Origin of the sequence: Salinisphaera sp. G21_0 (assembly GCF_017744115.1) — a bacterium.
Classification (GTDB): domain Bacteria; phylum Pseudomonadota; class Gammaproteobacteria; order Pseudomonadales; family Endozoicomonadaceae; genus Endozoicomonas.
On the sequence record NZ_JAGHQW010000018.1, the window covers coordinates 48,371 to 69,362 of the forward strand.

The 20,992-nt window shown below is 49.4% G+C and carries 13 protein-coding genes; 8 read left to right on the plus strand and 5 right to left on the minus strand.

What is annotated here, in order from left to right; genetic code table 11:
• Positions 1 to 11: 11 nt before the first annotated feature.
• Positions 12 to 2,369, plus strand: a complete 2,358-nt coding sequence (locus J7439_RS10265) for a WD40 repeat domain-containing protein (protein ID WP_209201722.1) — start codon at positions 12 to 14, stop codon at positions 2,367 to 2,369.
• 132 nt (positions 2,370 to 2,501) lie between these two features.
• Here J7439_RS10265 and pckA read toward each other — a convergent pair whose 3' ends face one another.
• From pckA to J7439_RS10280, 3 genes are all read right to left on the minus strand, one after another.
• Entirely contained in the window at positions 2,502 to 4,115 is a 1,614-nt protein-coding gene (gene pckA / locus J7439_RS10270; RefSeq protein WP_209201723.1) for a phosphoenolpyruvate carboxykinase (ATP), read from the minus strand.
• 326 nt (positions 4,116 to 4,441) lie between these two features.
• Entirely contained in the window at positions 4,442 to 5,311 is an 870-nt protein-coding gene (gene hslO, locus J7439_RS10275) for an Hsp33 family molecular chaperone HslO (protein ID WP_209201724.1), read from the minus strand.
• A 383-nt stretch (positions 5,312 to 5,694) separates the two neighbouring features.
• A complete protein-coding gene (locus tag J7439_RS10280) occupies positions 5,695 to 7,005 on the minus strand; it encodes a TolC family outer membrane protein (protein ID WP_209201725.1) in 1,311 nt (436 codons plus the stop codon).
• 260 nt (positions 7,006 to 7,265) lie between these two features.
• On the opposite strand from J7439_RS10280, the gene pilG reads away from it, so the two are divergent.
• From pilG to J7439_RS10310, 6 genes are all read left to right on the plus strand, one after another.
• Positions 7,266 to 7,664, plus strand: a complete 399-nt coding sequence (pilG, locus tag J7439_RS10285; RefSeq protein WP_101745268.1) for a twitching motility response regulator PilG — start codon at positions 7,266 to 7,268, stop codon at positions 7,662 to 7,664.
• Positions 7,665 to 7,793: 129 nt separating this feature from the next.
• Positions 7,794 to 8,168 carry a response regulator gene (pilH, locus tag J7439_RS10290; protein ID WP_209201726.1) on the plus strand — a complete coding sequence of 125 codons (375 nt, stop codon included), beginning with the start codon at positions 7,794 to 7,796 and terminating at the stop codon, positions 8,166 to 8,168.
• A gap of 98 nt (positions 8,169 to 8,266) precedes the next feature.
• A complete protein-coding gene (locus tag J7439_RS10295) occupies positions 8,267 to 8,824 on the plus strand; it encodes a chemotaxis protein CheW (protein WP_209201727.1) in 558 nt (185 codons plus the stop codon).
• A gap of 40 nt (positions 8,825 to 8,864) precedes the next feature.
• The gene (locus J7439_RS10300; RefSeq protein WP_209201728.1) at positions 8,865 to 10,934 is read left to right on the plus strand and encodes a methyl-accepting chemotaxis protein; all 2,070 of its coding nucleotides are present in this window, start codon (positions 8,865 to 8,867) and stop codon (positions 10,932 to 10,934) included.
• A 127-nt stretch (positions 10,935 to 11,061) separates the two neighbouring features.
• On the plus strand, positions 11,062 to 17,403 hold the full coding sequence (locus J7439_RS10305) for a hybrid sensor histidine kinase/response regulator (protein ID WP_209201729.1): 6,342 nt from the start codon (positions 11,062 to 11,064) through the stop codon (positions 17,401 to 17,403).
• Positions 17,404 to 17,479: 76 nt separating this feature from the next.
• Positions 17,480 to 17,956, plus strand: a complete 477-nt coding sequence (locus J7439_RS10310; protein ID WP_209201730.1) for a chemotaxis protein CheW — start codon at positions 17,480 to 17,482, stop codon at positions 17,954 to 17,956.
• 129 nt (positions 17,957 to 18,085) lie between these two features.
• Here the strand turns inward: J7439_RS10310 and J7439_RS10315 are convergent, their stop codons facing one another.
• Positions 18,086 to 18,739 carry a hypothetical protein gene (locus J7439_RS10315; protein ID WP_209201731.1) on the minus strand — a complete coding sequence of 218 codons (654 nt, stop codon included), beginning with the start codon at positions 18,737 to 18,739 and terminating at the stop codon, positions 18,086 to 18,088.
• Positions 18,740 to 18,760: 21 nt separating this feature from the next.
• Here J7439_RS10315 and J7439_RS10320 point away from each other — a divergent pair, with 21 nt between their 5' ends.
• Positions 18,761 to 19,018 (plus strand): hypothetical protein, encoded by a 258-nt coding sequence (locus J7439_RS10320; RefSeq protein ID WP_209201732.1) that lies wholly within the window; start codon positions 18,761 to 18,763, stop codon positions 19,016 to 19,018.
• A 517-nt stretch (positions 19,019 to 19,535) separates the two neighbouring features.
• Here J7439_RS10320 and J7439_RS10325 read toward each other — a convergent pair.
• Positions 19,536 to 20,357 (minus strand): hypothetical protein, encoded by an 822-nt coding sequence (locus J7439_RS10325; RefSeq protein WP_209201733.1) that lies wholly within the window; start codon positions 20,355 to 20,357, stop codon positions 19,536 to 19,538.
• Positions 20,358 to 20,992: the final 635 nt, after the last annotated feature.

Genomic DNA, 20,992 nt, shown 5'->3' on the forward strand with positions numbered 1-20,992 from the left:
ACACACTCATCATGGGAATCAAAACAATAGGACAGTTTCCAGATAATGCTCAGAAACAGCAACATTTCTGCATCCAGCCGGTAATTAATGCCTATTCCGGCCTGAAAACTCAAGCCATAAGACACGCTAATGACCAGAGAAAACCGGGCATTATAGCGAAACTGAACCGTTTGTATAAAACAAACCTTCACAGTACCGGAAAATGCCCGATCCGGGGAAGAATCACTAAACTGGAAAAATCCCTGTGGCAGGAACTTTTACCCGATCTACTGATCTACTGCTCAGGTACTGATTGCTCAGAAAAGCAGCAACAGAACGAGTCAAATACCCATAGGATGCTACTGATCAACGGTCCTGTAAATTCACTTTGCGGCAGTATGACTGGAGTTATTATGGAACCATCAGCACAGAGTTACTTCAGCGGTTCGTCGGGCAATGCAGCCAAAAGGAATCTGGAAAAACACCAACAGGCCTTAAATAATGGTCTGGAGCCAATAGCCGGGTTAGTGGCTAAATTTAACAACAGTATTTTAGAAGTCTCTGCACCGGATCAGACTCAACCGTTCAAACGGTTGAAACTGGATTTACCACCCGGATGGATGGCCACCACAGATATCAGTGATCGTAAGCCGAAAATTGTCGGACTGAATTTTTCCACAAATCATGAAACGCCATACACCAGGCAGGCCGATGCATCACAACCCCATGAACAACCTGATATTGAGATGATACCGTGCGATAGTCCTATTGAACCAGGCTCTATTGACTTCGCGAAGAGTGAAATTTTTCAATGTCGGTCAAACTGCCTTGAATTCAAACTTAAGGCCAATTTCGGTTGTTTTATTCTGGATGCCAGTTTAAGCCGAACGAGTAAGAACCTCTTAATCAGTGGTTGCGACACCTTAAGAGATCATATCCTGAGAACCTGGCGACAAGATGCAAATGGCAACTGGTCGCAGAATGGGAGTATCGGGGGTTCCCAAAAAATTTTCTGTCAGCTCAACCGAGCAGAAGATAAGCTTCTGAGCCTCTGCGACGATGGCAATGTCAAAGTAAGTACGCTGAATAATGATGGCTGTTGGGAGGAGGTGGTGGCGCTTGCGCACACACCCCTTGAAAAAGGCTATCCGCCGTTGACAGCAAATTTCAGCCCGTTGCAGGATAAGATTGTGTCCTTCGACCCAAGGAATCTCAAAACCAACATATTGCGTCTGGATAGCAACGGCCGGTGGACCCCGCTACACCAGCCAGAAGAGATCAGTTACTCTTTCCGATCCCTGGAAAAGAAATCGCCTTTCAAGATCACGAACAATTATTTACTGACCTGCAAAGACAGATCAGCAACCATCTGGGACTGTAGTGATGAGAGCAATTGTCTTGTGGAGAAAGAGGTCATGCATAGCAACGGGGAAATTGAAGATGCCCACCTGAGTAATGATGAGCGGCATGCACTGATCAGAGATATAGATAAAAACGTTAAAATTTTTGGTTATGACAACAACGGTGACTGGGTAGGAAAAAAAACGATTTCGGATTGCAATTATGCCGCCTTCAGCCCCTCCGGGCGTAAATTACTGGCCTATCTCGGTCGTGGTGCCTTTAAACTCTGTAATTGCAACAGTAATGATGACACTTTGGATAAAGATCAGTTCTTCAGGCACATCGGCAGTGACACAGCCATCTTCAGCCCCTCCGAGAATTTTCTCCTGAGCTATGGCAATCAAACGAGCGACGTTTGCATTTGGGGTGATGACGGGGAAGGTAATCTGATTAACAAGGCATGGATACGTCATCAAGGAGCCATTAACAACGCTGCCTTCAACGATCAGGAGGACAGTGTACTGACCAGCAGTCTTAATGATAACACAGTGAAAATCCAGAGCCTCGACAGCCAGGGCCAATGGCAGGAACAGCTGGAGGTTCAACTTAAACGCAGAGTCGATGACAGCCGGTTTTCACTCTCAGGGCGTATGGCCTGTGCCCTTAGCTTTATCACAAACACTGAATCCTACATCCTTTGGCGCGATGACGATGGCAAGTGGACCAAACATGCTGTAACCATCCCTGATGGCTATGGCCTCAGAGGTGCCGAATTTAATGGGGCAGATAACCGCTTTCTGACCTATGGCAGCAAAGACATTCAGAAGGATCATCACAAGCCGGGTTTTGTGCAACTCTGGGGCAGGGGTGATGATGGTAAATGGATAGATGAAGAACTGATAACCCTGGATCATCGCGTTAGACGGGCCAAATTTAGCCCCGATAGTGATTATTTAATAATTCACTGCGCCAATGATCTAACGTGCGCCATACCAAAAGGATCTACTGCGCTGATCTGGAAGATTCCTGCCATAGAGAAACAATCTTAAACAGCCCTGAAGGTGGAAGTATCACTGGGCCTATCGGCCAAGACAGGGGGGCTAGAAGGCTATCCGAGAATAGACTCCCAGCCCCGTCCTTACCACAGAACTACTGTTTTCTGATTACACCCTGGAAACGAATCAGCCCAGTGACGGACCGGCAGCCAACAGCGCCTTACCTTCTTCGTTATCGGTAAACTTAACAAAGTTGGTGATAAAGCGATCCGCCAGGTCGTGTGCCTTACGCTCCCATTCTGCCGGGTCCTCATAGGTGTCCTGAGGGTTCAGAATATTGCCATCAACGCCAGCAACACTTTGCGGTACATGCAATCCGAAGAAAGGCAACGTTTTGGTTTCGGCCTTATCGATAGAGCCATCCAGAATGGCGTCAATGATCGCCCGGGTTGCCTTGATGGAGATGCGTTTACCAGAACCATTCCATCCTGTATTTACCAGGTAAGCGGTAGCACCATGGGCTTCCATCTTCTTAACCAGCTCTTCGGCATACCTGGTTGGGTGTAGTGACAGGAACGCAGCACCGAAGCAAGAGGAGAACGTCGGTGTTGGTTCCGTGATACCACGCTCAGTGCCCGCCAGTTTCGCGGTAAAACCGGAGAGGAAGTGGTACTTGGTCTGCTCAGGGGTCAGACGGGAGACCGGCGGTAAAACACCAAAAGCATCGGCAGTCAGGAAGATCACTTTTTTGGCGTGACCAGCCTTGGAAACCGGCTTAACAATGTTATCGATATGATACAGCGGATAAGAAACCCGGGTATTCTCGGTTTTCGAGCCATCATCAAAGTCAATGTTACCCCGGGCATCAACGCTTACGTTTTCCAGCAACGCATCACGACGAATGGCGTGGAAAATCTCAGGCTCATTTTCTTCTCTCAGGTTAATGGTCTTGGCATAACAGCCGCCTTCAAAGTTGAACACGCCGTCATCATCCCAACCGTGCTCATCATCACCAATCAAGGCACGCTTGGGATCGGCAGAGAGTGTGGTTTTCCCGGTTCCGGACAGGCCAAAGAAAATGGCAGTATCACCCTGCTCACCCACATTGGCAGAACAGTGCATGGACGCTATGCCCCTGAGCGGCAGAAGGTAGTTCATAATGGAGAACATACCTTTCTTCATTTCACCGCCATACCAGGTACCACCAATCACCTGAATCCGCTCCGTCAGGTTGAATGCCACAAAGTTTTCCGAGTTGAGACCGTGCTCCTGCCATTTCGGGTTGGTGCATTTGGCACCGTTCATGACAATAAAGTCCGGTTCAAAGTCCTTCAACTCATCTTCGCCGGGCCGGATAAACATGTTCTTGACGAAGTGAGCCTGCCATGCCACTTCGGTCACAAAGCGCACACTCAGGCGTGTTTCAGGATTAGCGCCACAGAAACCGTCAATAATGAACAGACGCTTGCCGGACAGTTGATTGGTTACCAGTGATTTAAGATCTGCCCAGACTTCTTCAGTGATTGCCTTGTTATCATTTTTACCCTGGTCTGACCACCAGATGGTATCCCGGGTTGTATCGTCTTTGACGATGTATTTGTCCTTCGGAGAACGGCCGGTGAAGATACCGGTATCCACCGACACTGCCCCCATTTCAGTAACTACCCCTTGTTCATAGCCTTCCAGCTCCGGACGGGTCTCCTCCTCAAACAGCGTTTCATAGGAGGGGTTGTAGACCACATCAAGGACATCCTTGATTCCGACAGCAGCCAGAGCTTCCTTTACGTTTACATGGGCCATGCAAAGTTCTCCTGCGGCAATACGCTCAACTTAACGTTTTGTGTTGTTAGATTATGGTAATTCTTGTGGCGTGCTATGATAGGGTATTGGATCTATTATTGAAATATAACTCTGGAATTACAGGTTATAGACCCCTCATAACGCCTCTTGTTAATTGAGTCTGGTAAAAACGTTAAACCTTTGTCGGCTTAAAAGTATTGCCCCGGGTCAAATTTATCATCAGTTACCGGAAGAGAACACAGACGATCACTGTCGCATTTTCGTCTGATTGGTCAGAAATTCAATGGAATTCCTGACCGGATCGGAAGGAGAGAAATCAGAAAACTTCAGTGAAGTTGTGGTTTTTCGTTAAAGATTGCATCGATGTCAGCTTTACCAAAAACATATTGGTGATTGCAGAACTGGCAGTCCATCGCCACCTGACCTTCTTCTTCAATAATTGACTCAATTTCTTTGCGATCCAGAGTGCTGATGATTTTTGCACTTCTTTCCTGGGAACAGGTGCAGACGAAACGAACCGGCTCCTTGTCAAAAATACGGACAGTTTCTTCATGAAACAGTCTAACCAGCAGTGTTTCATGATCCAGCTCCAGCAGCTCAGCATCTTGAGTAGTTTCAGCAAGAGCCGTCATACGCTTCCAGGATTCAGCGCGAACGTCCTCGGAAAGTTCGACACTGGCAGGCAGAGCCTGCAACAGAAAACCGCCACAGGTCTGGCCATCACAGGCCAGCCACAGGCGGGTCTGCAACTGCACAGATTGCGAAAAATAGTCTTCAAGACTGGCTGACAGCGTTTCCTTTTCCAGGGGAACAATGCCCTGGTAACGCTTGCCTTTGACCGGGTCCACGGTAATCAACAGACTTGCCTTGCCCAGAAGCTCCTGAAGCGTTCCCTCAGAAAGATCATCCCTGAATTGCGCAACCGCTCTGAACGTCCGCTGGTCGGTACATTCCACCATAAGCAAAGTTAATGGCCCGTCCCCCCTGGCCTGAAGGGTAAGCAGCCCCTCGAACTTCAGTGTTGTGCTCAACAAAAGAGCAGAGGCCACCAACTCCCCCAGCAGGCGTCTGACCACCTCGGGATAATTATGGGCAGCCAGGGCATCAACATAACTGTGGTTAAGGGAAACGATTTCACCGCGAATATCGGTATTTTCAAAGATAAAGCGTTGTACTGCGTTATCAGTTCTGCTCATGAGCAACATTCCGTTCCGGGCTTATCAGAAAACTGACGACAGCATGACAGCTACCGACCAAATACAGGCAAGCCACTGATTTACAAAGACACATAAAATTGGAAGCGGCGTATTATATTACGATCCAGACAAAAACACTTCGCCCTGTTTATAGCTTCTCTTTCTAAATCGTTGTTTGGGTATAATCGAAGGATGCCAGCTTGACCAGAGAAAGGACATATCAGAAAAGTCAGGTGTTCATAAAACAGTGTCTACATTCCCCCATACCACAACCTCTCCGGCTGCAGATGAAGTATTAACTAATCCAGCCTGACAGCTACAGGTGCTGACACTCGGGATGACGCTCCTCCGGGAGGCTGACCGATTTAAAAATACGACGTTTTCTAACCATCCAGATGCCAGCTTTTCGGGATAGAAAATTCCACATTTTCCAGTAGCCTGCCCACCGCCGCCAGAACACGGTAACGGGCATAGGTTTCCTGATAGATGGCGGAGGTTAAGCTATTGCTGGACTGAAACAATTCATTCTCGCTGTCCAGTAAGTCCAGCAGTGTCCGCTTACCAATATTAAATTGCTCCCGGTATGCCGCAACCGTATCCCGGCTGGCATCTTCATGAAGCAATAAATACTCTCGTTGTGCGCCAATAAACTGCAGAGCCGCCCAGCTGACACGCATTCTTTCTTCGACATCTCTCATGACTCTGGCTTTCTCGGAGCGCCGCTCTTCTGCCTGATGGGCACTCTCCAGCAAGCGAGCCTGATCACCGCCGCCGCGGAACAAGTTGTAGCGAAGACGGACCATGGCGACCGTATCACCATAATCACCCAGTTGGCCATCGGCATTGCGCCTCCAGCTTTGGTCTAACTCAGCATCCAGTGATGGCAGATAACTGCTTTTTCGGGAAGAATAAGCGTATTCCGAGGATTCAACATCCATTTCAGCAGCTTTGACACTGGGGTGATCCTGCTTGCTATTTTTAATGGCACTGTGCAAATCTTCTGGCAAATCAAGATGTGCAAAACCAGGGAACTCCAAATCACCGGGACTATGCCCAACCAACGCACGGTACTCACTTTCAGCATCCATCAGATTATTTCTGGCACTGATGAGATTGGCATTTGCTCTTGCCCGCCGCCCCTCTACCTGGATCAAATCAGAGCTTCGGGCAACCCCCTGACGGGCACGACGCTCAATCTGATCAAAAATTTCGTGATGAATGCCCAGGTTTTCTTCTGCCAGTTCAACCAGATCACGACGCTCAAGCACTTTGAGATAAACATTGATAACCTGCAGCGCCAGATCTTCCAGAGTAGAGTAGAGCCGCCAATGCTCAGCCTCAGCGCCTTTACGGGCGCCCTTCACGTTGTACCAGGTATTAAAACCCGCAAAAAGGTTCTGCTTCAGAGAAAATGAGGCTTCCTTGCGGGTGAGCTTGTCCCCATCGGTATCTGGACTGGTATCCTTTTGCTGTCTGCCGATACCGGCCGCAAGATCAATCGTTGGCCAGAAATCGGCAGCGACTGCATCGATATTTTTTCTCTCAGCCTTTAGACGACTAAGAGCAACTTTTGCCTCAGGGTTTGAACGCAGAGCCTGACCCAAAGCTTCTTCCAGAGATTCAGCTGAGACGTCAGCATTCCATCCAAGCAGGCCTGAAAACACGCTGATCAGCAGAAATTGAAAACGGTTCATGGAGGTCCCTGTCTCTTTCGTACGGAGATTTATTATCTAGATACATCGCCATGAACAGTCGGGACTTTACAGTGGGTTGGAAAAATCGTGACCAGGAACCATTACGTTTCTGGTCAGCAATGACCAACTTATGATAAAAAAGGATAATAAACGGTCCAGATATCCGGTTAAAACAGAATTAAGCCATTGGGAACGGACCAACAAGAAAGGAATGGCAGCGAACCATTGTCGCTTCTTCTGCGGATTTTCAGGGGTAAAACATGCAAGGTAGCGGAACAGACCTCAAGGTCATGATCATCGATGACAGCAAGACGATTCGTCGTACAGCTGAAACACTTCTGACAAAGGCGGGCTGCCAGGTGGTTACCGCCACCGATGGCTTTGACGCATTGGCAAAAATCGCCGAGTCCGAACCGGACATCATCTTTGTCGATATCATGATGCCTCGTCTTGACGGCTATCAAACCTGTGCGCTGATTAAAAATAACAACGCTTTTAAACAGATTCCCGTCATCATGCTCTCCAGTAAGGACGGTCTCTTCGATCGTGCCAGAGGACGAATTGCCGGTTCAGATTACTATCTGACCAAGCCATTCAGTCGTGATGAACTGTTCACAACGATTCGGGAACACTGCCCTGACTATGCTCTGGCCGTTTAAACGTACGTGAATGGAAAGCCCCTGACGACGTCTCTGCCAATGAGACCCGGAAGGGGTTCAGAAAATAAATAAAAGCAAGTAACCAAGTTTGGTGCGGCCCTTATTCAGGCCAAAACACCCGGGGGATTTATGGCTAAGGTATTAATTGTTGACGACTCACCAACCGAACTGTACCAGCTAAGCGCAATGCTCGAGAAACATGGTCATACCGTAATGACGGCTGACAATGGTGCCGATGGTGTCGCCCTCTGCCGGGAAGAGCAGCCTGATGCGGTATTAATGGATATCGTCATGCCCGGCCTGAACGGCTTTCAAGCCACCCGGCAGCTCTCTAAAGATGGCAGCACTGGACACATTCCGGTCATTATTGTCACCACCAAAGACCAGGAAACGGATCGCGTCTGGGGCATGCGGCAGGGAGCCAGAAACTATCTGACCAAGCCCATTAAGGAAACCCTGCTGCTGGAAACGCTGAACGAAGTCCTGAGTGATGCTGCGGCCTGAATCAGGCCTGGCTACTCCGAAAAACCCTTTCGGACAAGAGGGCTATCCCGCATTCGTCACGGTCAATTGTCAAGGGAACAATGAAGGAAAGGAGTACTATGAGCAACTCCAGTCATCCGTTCGACTATCTGGAGACACTTGAGCAAAGTGCTTCCCTGTACAGTGCTCAAATCCCGGTAGAGCAAACTGATCTGAGCTATTGGCAGGGTGTCAGCTTTTTGCTGGATGGTCAGTATTATATGGTTCAGGTTGGTTCAATATCTGAGATTCTTCCCGTTCCCCAGACAACGCCATTGCCCGGTGTGCAACGATGGGTCAGGGGATTAGCGAATGTCCGGGGACGTCTGATACCCGTCGTCAGCCTGGGTGACTTTCTGAAAAGTAACCAGGCCAGTTATGTTTCCAGTCAACCCAATCACAACAACCGGATACTTGTTATCGAGAAGAAAGACATTTCCGTTGGCCTTATCGTTGATGAAGTAAAAGGTATGCAGCAGTTTACCGCCAGCAGCCACGCAGATGAGATACCGGAATCCGTTCCGAAAAATATTCATCCATTTACCCAGGGCTCCTATGTCAAAGATCAACACTATGTCGTATTCAGTGTTGAGGGACTCGTGACCAACGAGCGTTTTCTAAAGGCCGCCAGTGAATAAACAGGATTTTGATTTCACATCAGAAATCGGGGAATAAACCATGAAAGGCAATCAAGCGAATATGGGACAGGGAAGCAAGGCAAACAGAGCCACGATCGCTTCGATCACCATGCTGGTGCTGTCCCTGTCAGTGATGACAGGTGCATTTATCTACAACAACCAGCAGTCCCAGCTGCTACACACCCATGAAACCAATGCCAGTGAGCTTCGGGTTCTTTCCCAACAGATTGCCAAAAACGCCTCCGAAGCGGCCTCCGGTAAAGAAGAAGCCTTTCCCCTGCTGAAAGAAGCAACAGCGATGTTTGGCCAGTATATTGATGAGTTGAACCGTGGCAGCCTTTCTGTTATCCCCTTTATTGACACGTCCGATAGCGCTACCGCCCAACAGATTGAAGCCCTGGATTCTTCATGGTCTGAAATGAAGGTAGAAGCCGACAGTATTCTCGCTGCACAGAATACCGTACTGTCTCTGCATGATGTTGCTACCACACTGAGTGAAACCATTCCCCAACTGCAAATTGAGTACGACGAGGTGGTAGAAATCCTTCTGGATAACAATGCGCCCTCGGACCAGATTGCCATGGCTCAGCGCCAGCCCTGGCTGGCAGAGCGTATTATCCGGAGTGTTGCCAAGGTTCTGGAAGGTGACGAAGACTCCATCATGGCGGCTGACAGCTTTGGCCGTGATGCCAAACTCTTCGGGCGGGTACTGCAAGGTATGCTGGAAGGTAATCTTGCCATGCGCATCAGTCAGGTGACTGATGATGAGGCCATTGACCGCCTTAAGGAGATCTCCGACCTGTTTGAATTCGTCGATGGCAGCGTTGATGAGATTCTGGAAACCTCTCCGGAACTGTTCCAGGTACGAGCCGCTTCCGACACCATATTCACCGATTCACAACAACTGCTGCAGCAAACATCGGTGCTGGCAGACACCCTGTCCACGTCCACCATTGAACAGAAGACACTTGAGCTGATCATCATGGCCTCCGGTGGCCTTTCCGTTCTGTTTGTCCTGTTCACGGCCATGTCCATCATTATGGATACCCGCCGTCGTCTGGAAGAAACCAAAACCCAAAGCGAGGCGACCAGAGCCCAGAACGCTGCTAACCAGAAGGCCATTCTGCGACTTCTGGATGAAATGGCGGACCTGGCAGACGGTGACTTGACGGTTAAGGCCAGTGTTACCGAAGACTTTACCGGTGCCATTGCGGACTCCATTAACTTCTCCATTGAACAACTGCGCGCCCTGGTTAACACCATCAACCAGACGGCCGTCAAGGTCGACGCAGCCGCCCAGGAAACACAGGCAACCGCCCGACTGCTGGCGGAAGCTTCCGACCATCAGGCCCAGGAAATTGGCGCTACAACCCAGTCCGTGAACCAGATGGCCGAGTCCATTGACAAGGTCTCCAGCGAAGCCTCCGACTCCGCCGATGTGGCCGAGCGCTCGGTACAGATCGCGGCTAACGGTGGGTTGGTGGTACGAAACACCATTGATGGCATGACCACTATCCGTGAACAGATTCAGGATACCTCCAAGCGAATTAAACGACTGGGTGAATCCTCTCAGGAAATCGGTGACATTATCTCGCTGATCAATGAGATCGCCGACCAGACCAACATTCTCTCCCTGAACGCCGCTATCCAGGCCTCCATGGCCGGTGAAGCAGGCCGGGGTTTTGCCGTGGTTGCCGACGAGGTTCAACGTCTGGCAGAACGGGTATCGGCAGCCACCAAACAGGTCGAAGCGCTGGTATCGACCATCCAGACTGACACCAACGAAGCGGTCATCTCCATGGAACAAACCACCTCTGAAGTGGTACACGGAGCCCGTCTGGCACAGGATGCCGGTGTTGCACTGGAAGAGATCGAGCAGGTGTCCAACAGCCTGTCAGGCCTGATCCGGAACATCTCTGAAACCGCAAAAGTCCAGGCACAGTCAGCCTCACAGATCTCCAGCCGCATGGTGGCCATCCGGGATATTTCTATTCAAACCTCCTCAGGAACCAAGGCCACCGCTCAATCTATCGGTGATCTGGCCGGTATGGCCATGGAGATGCGTCAGTCGGTCACAGGTTTCAAACTGCCTGAAACTACAGAGTCCTGACACTGACTCCGCAAGAGACGAGTATGACAACAAGCATAATGCCCGCCGTTCGGGTGCTCTTGATAAATAGAGCGTTAAAAAGAGCGCATACAACAGCGGGAATGGTAGCTGGAAACGGGAGCCAGGCATGGTCGAACAGCGTGAATACATAGGACTGGACTGGGTTATCGGAGAGATTGAAGGCACCCTCACTGAAGCCCGTCAGGACCTTGAACAGTATGCTGATTCCACAGATGAGGCTGTGTTTCTGGAGAATTGTCGTACCAAAATCCAGCAAATTCACAGCACGCTGAAGATATTGAAACAGAAGGGAGCCCGGTTACTTACCGGGGAAATTCTGCTGTTATTAGATAGCCTGAATGAGACTCCGGCGAATAACAATCAGCAACAGCTGGTGGTACTGATTCAGGCAATGCTTCAGCTGCCAGGCTATCTTGTCCATACCTCCAGATCTGGCAAGGATACCCCCAGCCTGCTGAAGCACCTGCTCAATGAAATGCGCCAATTACGCGGGCAGCGGGCTCTGTCTGATATTGATTTTTTTGCACCGGTCATCGTTCACACCATTGCACCAATCCCTGAAGCACAGCTGAACAAACTGCAGGCCAGCGGCTTTGCGGTTCTGGTACGGAAAATACGGCAGAAATATCAGCTGTGTCTTGCCGGCATTCTCAGGGACAGCCAGCGGGAGCAGCAACTGACGGTCATCAGTAAAATATTTGCCAAGCTGCAAAACCTTTGCTGGGACTCGCCAATTTCACCGCTATGGGACGCCTGCACCGCATTCTCCGAGGGCCTCAAGGAAGGCTCTATTGCCATAGACAGTCACGCCATCAGAATCCTTCGTGAAATGGACAATGAGTTCAAGTGTCTGGCCACTGAGGAAGCCAAACGCCTGAACACCCCGCCCTCGGAAGAGATTCTGAGAGGGATTCTTTATCGGATCGCCAAAGCAAACAGTGATCATGCGCTTATCCTCTCTCTGAAGCGACGATACTCTCTGGACCAGGCCCTGGAGGCAGAGCCGCAGGATGCCAATCTGCTCAACATTGATGCAGCGACATCGGTGGTGAAAGCCATCAAGGAAGAGCTCACTCATATCAAAGATGCCCTGGATCTCTACCTGCTGAACCCCGGGGGCAATCAATCCAGGCTTCGGGATCAACTGGCCACCTGCCAGCAAATCTCTGACACATTAGGCATGCTTGGCCTCGAATCGTTGCAGAAAATCATGCACAGAGAGCATCAACACCTGCAGATGATCCTTACTGGTAGCCGCTCGCCCGAAAAAGTGAACGATACCCTGATCAATACGGCTGCCCGGTTGCTTGAAGTGGAATCCGGACTGAACCAGTTCATAGGCCTGAACCGATCGGTAACCGGCCAGAGCTCTGTATCAGCACAGATAAACGATATTCACCAGAAAGTGATTTATGAAGCCCGGAAAAACCTGAAAGAGGCCAAAGGGGCTTTGGAGGGCTACCTTGGCAGTGATTATAATCAGGAGTTCCTGGTCAAGTTGTTACCCCTGTTAAAAAGCATCCAGGGCAGTCTTGCCATGATTCCTCTGGACCGTGTTGCTGAGTTAATCAGTCGCTGTTCAAGGCATATTCAGCAGCAATGGCTGGACAAAAACCTCAAGCCCGGTCTTGATGAGCTGGATGCAATGGCCGATAGTTTGTCCAGCATTGAATACTATCTGGAACAGTTGAGTGGCGGGGCTTCTGCCCACGTTGAAAAAACGCTGGATATTACCCGGAAAAGTATTGATCGGCTTGAGTCATCCGTTACCGTCACAAAAGCAGAACCTGCCGCGCCAGCCATTTCATCCACCCCGAAACCTGAAGCCAAAGCTAACCCGTTCGCTGCCCACCTGCTTTCCGATGAAGAGAGAGCGGCCCCGGAGGAACAAGCGGCTGACAATGACGTTATTGAGTTTCACTACGAAAAGCCTCTGTCGTCAGCTACCGGAGCGGTTGCTGCCAGTGAAAAAGAAGCAGACTACGGCCCAACCATAGAGTTCTCAACCGACAGCCTGAGCCCCTCTCAGGCAGTTACCGGGAAACAGGACACGACCTACTCCCACTCGATCGATATAGTCCACAGGGATAACCTGATTCCGGCAGCGGCGTCGATTGAAAACCCGCTAACAGTGAGTGATGAGCCGGCACAGACGGTTGATTTTTCGGCGAATGAAGAAAATCTGCCGGACCTGGAAAGCTACTCTCCTGAAGAAACATTCTCACTTTCTGAGATTGCGCCCCCTTCATCAGATCATACCCTAACCATACATAACACCCCGGACAGCGATGACATCGCTGGGGATCTAACACCGTCACACCACTCTTCCCCGGAGGACTCTCTCTCTAAAGAAGACACCTTCAGTCTGTCCATGGATGAAGATGACGACGACGACCTCCATGAAGTTTTCGTCGAAGAAGCGACAGAAGTTCAGCAACAGCTCAAAGCGCTATTGCCACAATGGCACAGTAATATCCATGATGCAGCCACCACCAATGAGATCAGAAGAGCATTTCATATGTTAAAGGGCAGCGGCCGCATGATCGGTGCTGACGTTATCGGTGAGCTGGCATGGTCATTGGAAAACATGCTGAACAACGTGGTCAAAGGCACGATTAAAGCGTCTGAGCCAATAGCTGAGCTACTCCATGAAGTCATCGCTATGCTGCCTGAACTGGTGAATGATTTTGCCGGGGACAGTCAACAGCTAACCCCGGAAGTTCTGCTTTGCATGGAGAAAGCAGATGCCCTGGGTAAAGGAAACCACTTTGTCGTTGATAGTGAGGAGCTGGTAGAGCCTGAGCAGCAAGAACCGGCCATGATGTTTGGCGACATTATCGAGGACAGTGCCGGAGAAGCTCTGCATAGCGACGTTGATGAGCTGGATAATGAACTGACAGAACCTCCGGAAACCGAGGCAATCAGTTACGTTACAACTGAAGAGCAAACCGTTGAGCTGGATAGCGGGTTTGATCAACAGTTAATGGCAATTTTTGACACTGAAGCCAGAAGTCATCTCAGTGTCGTCAAAGAGTTCATCGATAGTAGCCATCAAATGGGTGGCGATATCCAGATCACGGATTCTGTCCAGCGGGCACTGCACACCCTGAAAGGCAGTGCCTTTATGGCAGACATTACCCCCCTTGCCGAGCTGGTTGCCGCTATTGAAAAGACCATCAAGGAATTCCGGGCACACCTGGTGCCTGCTGATAGTCAGGTCATCAGCATGCTGGAACAGGGGGTAGACCTGATTGAAGACGCACTGCAACAACTGCAAACCAACTCCCACCCTCTGGAGCTGAAAGTTGATAGCTTTCTTAACTGGCTTGATGCGCTTCATAACCAACTACTCAGCAACAGTTTGCATGATGAGTCTGCCCGGGAACCTGCACCAGTAAAGCAGCCAACAGGCCAGCAGGCAGCACTGTTCCTGGCCAGCGACCTTGACCTGTTACTGGATGCCAGCAGCCATCTGAAATCATGGGTTAATGGTACGCCCCACGAGGAGCTTGACCGGTTCAAGTTTGAACTGAAGGTGCTTGCTGAGAATGCCAATGAAGCAGGTTTGTCGGCTATCACAGAGCTCTGTGATGTGTTACATGATGTCTGCACTTACCTGGAGACCCATGAGACCCGCCTTCCCCAACTGTTACTGCCGCCATTTACGGACGGCTTCGAAGCCCTGGTTGAAATGATGAACCAGGTGGCTTCTCAGCAAACGCCGGAACCGCCACACGCGATTTTCAGCGCTCTGCGTGAAGCACTGGAGTCTTTGCTGTTTGAGCAGGCATTGAGTCAGGCAGATCCCGACCTGACGTTCGAAGAAGACCTCGAAGATCATGACTTTGATGCCCTGCTTGATTTTGATGCAGAGACAGAGGCAGCAGAAGACATCGACTTATCGTTCACTGAAGATAATCGTTTCAAACCGATAGCCCAGCCGTCCTGGAGTGCTTCAGTCACGGCAGAAGGCACATCTTTTGCTCCGTACAGCAATGGGTCAGAGCCCGAGCCGGAGCTGCACAAGCTGTTTATCGAGGAGGCTTATGAGCTGCTCGAAGACTCAGCCCAGTCTCTGGAAACATGGCTGGGCAATACCAGCGATTTACAACCGGTTCATGAACTTCAACGATGCCTGCACACCCTGAAAGGGGGAGCAATGATGGCAGAACTCCATGAGCTTGGAGAACTGACCCATGGGCTGGAAGATATCTATGAATCCATTGCCAATGGCAGCTGTGAGCCTGAAAGCGCCCCTCTGGCGCTGATTCAGAAAACTCACGACATCATAGAGACAACACTGAAAACCCCTGGCAACGGGCAGCCATCCCCTGACGTACAGCGCATGCTGGAAGAGCTCAGGCAATGGAAGCATAGACTGAACGCCAGCCACTCAACCGCTGAAGAGCCTGATACTCTTCCGGACTACCTGGGGCAGGCTGCGCCAGCCAAACCTCTCACCAGGACCTTTGATGAAGATACATGGGTCAATAACCTGTCAGAACTGCCCGCACCTGATCTACCGCAGCCGATGCCCGGTCAGGTACTGGAACCCGTTTCTACCATCCGGGTAGCGCCCCAGACCTCTGCCGATGGGGAAGAGACAACGCTTCAGTCATCACTCAGTGAAATGGTCCGCATTCCCCCGGAACTTCTGGAAACCCTGATCAATCTTGCCGGGGAAACCAGCATCAGCCGCTCCCGCATTGAGCAGCAGACGACAGATGCCTCCAGAACCCTTGAAGAGATGAATCGAACCATTCTGCGGGTTCGGGAACAGTTGCGGCGACTCGATATCGAAACGCAGAGCCAGATCATCTCCCGGCACCAGGGCGATCTTGGTGATAACCCTGATTTTGACCCTCTGGAAATGGACCAGTACTCAGAACTGTCACAGCTCTCCCACTCACTGGTGGAGTCCGCCTCTGACCTTATGGATTTGCGCGAGGCCCTGCAGGAAAAAAACCGGGATACAGAAACGCTGCTCCAGCAACAGTCCAGAACTCAGATTGAGCTCCAGGAGCAGCTGATGAAAGCCCGGATGGTGTCGTTCAGCCGACTGGTTCCCAGACTGCGCAAGATTGTCCGTCAGGTGTCTGATGACCTGAACAAGCCCGTCGAGCTTGTGGTCAGTAATGCCGAAGGTGAGATGGACCGAACCATGCTTGAGCGCATGCTTGCTCCTCTGGGACATATGCTCCGAAATGCCATTGGTCACGGCATCGAAGATTCATTGGCAGAAAGACAGAATTCAGGCAAACCTGAAGCGGGCCAGATTGCCTTATCGATCCGACGCGATGGTGCCGATGTGGTGGTTGAGTTGTCCGACGATGGTCGCGGTATCGATATTGAAGCCGTGAAAGCCAAAGCGATTGAACAGCAACTGATCAGTCCTGACGAACCGGTAACGGATCAGGAAGCCATCGAACTGATCATGAAGTCCGGATTCAGTACCGCAAGCGAGGTGACCCACCTTTCTGGCCGCGGTGTCGGGATGGATGTTGTGAATAACTCGGTTCGCCAAATGGGCGGCAGCATACAGGTTAAGTCTGAGGCCGGGCTGGGTACACAATTCTCTCTCAGGTTGCCATTTACCCTGTCCATTAACCGGGCGTTGATGGTGGAAGTAGGCAGCAGCCTGTACGCACTGCCGATGCATGCCATTGATGGCATCTCCATGGTGTCAGCAAAAATGCTGGCCGATTGCTACCAAAACAGAGCGCCACTCATCTATGGCAATGGTACCGAGCACCAGCTGATCTACATGGGCGCTCTTCTCGGTGCTGGCAGCCCCAAAATAAGTGATGGCCAGTGTCCGGTCGTCATGGTGCAAAGAGGCAGTGAGAATATAGCGGTTCAGGTTGATGCTATCGTGGGTAGCCGGGAAATCATTACCAAGAGTCTGGGCATTCAGTTCTCCGGTCTTGCCGGGGTAAACGGTGCAACCATTCTTGGTGATGGTCGAGTTGTGGTCATCCTTGATCCGGCGGCACTTTACCGCAAACATCAGCTGGTCATTCAGGAAGCCAAACCTGACACCGTGGAAAGGCATGAACCGGACAGTAGTGATCAGGCTATCAGAGTGCTGGTGGTGGATGACTCGGTGACCGTAAGAAAAGTCACCAGTCGTCTGCTAAGCCGTCAGGGATACGAGGTGATCTCGGCACGGGATGGTGTGGAAGCCATGACCCGTCTCGCTGAGCAGAAGCCAGACATTATGTTGCTGGATATCGAAATGCCCCGTATGGATGGTTTTGAGGTGGCCAGCGCGGTCAGGAATGATCCTGAACTTCAGGACCTGCCGATTATCATGATCACCTCCAGAACCGGTGAGAAACATCGCCACCGGGCCTTAAGCCTGGGTGTCAATGAGTATATAGGCAAACCTTTCCAGGAAGGGCCATTACTCGAAGCGATTGAAAAACTGATTGAAGTTGAGACAGCGTGATAACAGGGCTTCTCAGGAAGCCCTGCCCTTCACAAAAGCAGCCTCAACCGCACAGTAGCAGAAAGAAGAGGAAACCATGTCCGGAAGCCATAAGCCCATTTCGTCCGTGCTGATACCCATGCAGCAGCGCCCCCTGCTGATACCTTCAGTATGCATCGCCGGTATTCAGGACTACAGTCGTCCGGAAGCCAATTACCCGGAAACCGAATGGCTGCTGGGTGATCTTGACTGGCGGGGTACAAAGATCCCGGTGGTTTCCTTTGAACGACTGAACCATGGACGATTTGCCGAGTTCTCTGCCACCAATCGTATTGCCATAATGCATCGCACCAGTAAAAACGATAGCCTGCCATTCTATGCCATGGTGGTTCAGGGAATTCCACAACCATTAACACTGGTACGGGAAGAAGTGCGTAATTCAGCAGAAGAAAAAGGCCCAATGGAAAAATATCGGATTATTATGAGAGACGTTCCTGCTTCAATTCCGGATCTTTCTCTTGTGGAACAGAAATTGGCCTCCTCCAGCCATTTAGCTGGGGGAGGTTGTCAATGAAGCGAATAAAGCCAAACCGTTACGTATTTGCCAATTACTTATCCACAATTAGTGTAGTGGTGAAAACTGTTCGCAATTTAATAGTAAGACCATTCGTTTAATAATCAGTTCCTTGGTCCTGTCACTTATCTACAGAACTGCATCACGGACGTTGAGAAAAAGGCGGGTAGGATTAAAAGCACTTTTAAACCGATTTACAATACGAGATGTTAGTGATGCTTTTTCTATAAAATTCAAATTGCTATCTCTTATAGTGGTTTTGTATATCTGAAATACTTCAGTTCTCGGATTGGCTCGCTGTATGATTTTTGTACCAGGCCATTTTGGTGCCAACAACCTGTGCTTTACACTAACGTCAAGTTTTGCTTCCAGAACCTGTTGGCAAAAAGCTTTCACACTGTGAGCTTTGCCTTTAAAAAAAGCACTGTAGAGACCCGACCTCCATGGGCATTCATCCTGTTTAGCTGTTATCAGATTCTCTTTGATCAGAACGCTGAGATTACTTGCTAAAACCAGTTGACAAAAAATGTTAACACACTCACTGTGATTATTTTCCATGGCTTTGTGCAAAGCAGGCGCTCGATATTCTGGCCCGCCTAACTCTTCAATAGAAGATAAATCGATAGCCATTAGCTGTTTTTCTTTCCAGCAATCAGAGTTATTTGTTGATAGTATCCATTCGCAATAGGCGCATGTAAGGTCAGCGTGGCCATCTCTCATAGCCAGAAAAAGACCTGGCGTGTTGTTTGAAGGGACTTGGGGTGCCAACAGTTTCTGCTTCATTTCAACGTTCAGGTTACTGCATTGTACCTGATCGAAAAAGGCACTGATGCAGTCGGTATGACCTTTTTCGAGCGCTGTGTAGAGGCCGGGAATACCAGCAGGGTTTATGGCTTCCAGCTGTGTTTGCTTTGCCCACTCATCCAGGGGGCTGTCCAGTATTTGCCGACAACACTGGATGACAAGTTGAGCATTGCCCGTCTGGAAAGCATCAAACAGACGGGAAGAAACCTCACAATCACTATTGTTGAGCACGGGCAAAGACTGATTCTTGCCAACTGACTGATTGGTTAATGCCACTGCATTTGCATACGGGCCATTTACCGAAGTAATACTACCATTAGCTGAAGGACTCACTTCAGCTATCGCGATCTGAGGTGCAGTACCTTCAAGCACAATTGCCACTTTGTTGATAATGGATTTGCTGGCATTTTGCCATTCCAACGGGGTAAGGCCCAGTTCACCCAGCCGACGTTTGACTGATTCAGTTTGGCTATCAAAATCTCTGATAATTCTGTCGATTTGGGTACGCTTTACTTCATACATACCTTGGAAAACAGGGTTGGCAGATGTATCATCCGGACATAGGTTACCAAGATCATTACGGACGGAATTACCTGCACAGGAATTATTGTCCATATTAACTGCAAACATACGAATTGTTCCTTTAGCTGGTTATGGTGATTTAGGTGATTTCCTGCAATCCTGTGCAAGAACTTCTTATAGTCGCAATATTTATCCTTCGCAAGCGATTCGATAATCCCAAAAAATTTTTGTACGCGATGAGGTTTTTGGGAAATCACGAAATTGAACAAAAATAATCAACGGACCGCTGCATAAGGCTCTTTGGTCTGAACATCGAACGCTGGAGGCTTAAAGCGCTACCATCAATCCAGGAAGCATCTTGACCCACTGTTTCTTTGAGGGGAAAAGAAAAGGCACCGTTTTCATCTTCTAATTTTTCCGCAAATCTTCCATAGTGCCTGGTCACCATCTTATCAGCAGGCACAAGGGAAAACTCAGTAACATTCAATTCATTTGACCTGATATCATCAGGCTCGGGACGAACATACTCTGCACAGCTGGAATATTGACTCATTAATGCAAAGGTTTTGGTCAGCACCTCGTGCATTAAACAACCAAAAAAGTCTGATCGGGCATGGGAAGTGGCAAAAATATCATTTGAGGTGTACGTCAGTAATTGGATCAGGAGTCTCCACTTGAATAAAACCCCTTTAAAATACAGATCATCCATTCTGTGCAGGGAGTTGTAATAAATATCGGTATCTAAATAAATCATCCCGTCACACGGATTGGTTCTTTTATTGGTCTCACTCGAAGCTTGATTAATACCATCGAGCAGCTCAGTGCCATAAAACATCAGAAGCACCCTTAAGACATCGCTATAGGCACAGGCTGTTCTTGTTATCTCAACCTTGGACATTGTTTCAAATCCATTAAACATCCAGCGCTCAATGTCGGCAAAGCCTATGTTATTTAATAGTGGATTGATAACAGTATCCATAACCCGGACATTTTCCGGACAAACTTCTTCAAAACGAACCATATCCTCCCTGGCCTGCTCACTTAACAAAGTTGATGTAATCCACAGAACAGTCATCCGCTGTGGATAAGCATTGGCCCAGTCAAAAATATTTTTAGCGTATTTATCAGGAATAAGACTCCCGACCCAGATAAAATTTAACGGCAGTTCTGCAGTACTGGCATAACCTGGCTTCTCATCCAGAGATACTTCTGCGGAAGATCTCAATTTACCCTCAAACTCACAGTGAGGCGCTATCCTGAAGTCTTCAAGTCGTTTTTTTTTATAGAAACCGTCCGATGAAGTGCATTCTCCACCACCAACATGAACAGGTTTTGAGCCCTGTATGCAGAGCATGCTGAGAGAACTGGCAACTTCGTCCATCGTAGGCAGGCTGCTCTATAGGCCAGATTGATAAGTGTTCAAGTTATTGTAAGTTAATTTGCCAATATCCACGTCGGAACCTTAAATCTACCGGAACAAGAACTGATAAACTTTTTGGATTCTTTTTGTTCTGAATGGTTCAATTTAACAAGAGCGATTACGCACTTTTCCAGTTTAACTGCGGTATGCAGTAGTAAGACAATTCCTTTAGCAATTGGTACCTTAGTTTTTGATTGAACGTACAGTTAATATTCCTTCTGTTTAACAATCTGATGCTTTGTAGGGTCGCGAGTGTTTGAACCGTTATGGTTGATGGCGGGATTCCCGTA

Excerpts from the sequence above, each read along its gene's own strand:
- J7439_RS10265 (WP_209201722.1), top strand. The coding sequence starts at position 12 with ATGGGAATCAAAACAATAGGACAGTTTCCAGATAATGCTCAGAAACAG.
- pckA (WP_209201723.1), bottom strand. The coding sequence starts at position 4,115 with ATGGCCCATGTAAACGTAAAGGAAGCTCTGGCTGCTGTCGGAATCAAG.
- hslO (WP_209201724.1), bottom strand. The coding sequence starts at position 5,311 with ATGAGCAGAACTGATAACGCAGTACAACGCTTTATCTTTGAAAATACC.
- J7439_RS10280 (WP_209201725.1), bottom strand. The coding sequence starts at position 7,005 with ATGAACCGTTTTCAATTTCTGCTGATCAGCGTGTTTTCAGGCCTGCTT.
- pilG (WP_101745268.1), top strand. The coding sequence starts at position 7,266 with ATGCAAGGTAGCGGAACAGACCTCAAGGTCATGATCATCGATGACAGC.
- pilH (WP_209201726.1), top strand. The coding sequence starts at position 7,794 with ATGGCTAAGGTATTAATTGTTGACGACTCACCAACCGAACTGTACCAG.
- J7439_RS10295 (WP_209201727.1), top strand. The coding sequence starts at position 8,267 with ATGAGCAACTCCAGTCATCCGTTCGACTATCTGGAGACACTTGAGCAA.
- J7439_RS10300 (WP_209201728.1), top strand. The coding sequence starts at position 8,865 with ATGAAAGGCAATCAAGCGAATATGGGACAGGGAAGCAAGGCAAACAGA.
- J7439_RS10305 (WP_209201729.1), top strand. The coding sequence starts at position 11,062 with ATGGTCGAACAGCGTGAATACATAGGACTGGACTGGGTTATCGGAGAG.
- J7439_RS10310 (WP_209201730.1), top strand. The coding sequence starts at position 17,480 with ATGTCCGGAAGCCATAAGCCCATTTCGTCCGTGCTGATACCCATGCAG.
- J7439_RS10315 (WP_209201731.1), bottom strand. The coding sequence starts at position 18,739 with ATGAAGCAGAAACTGTTGGCACCCCAAGTCCCTTCAAACAACACGCCA.
- J7439_RS10325 (WP_209201733.1), bottom strand. The coding sequence starts at position 20,357 with ATGACTGTTCTGTGGATTACATCAACTTTGTTAAGTGAGCAGGCCAGG.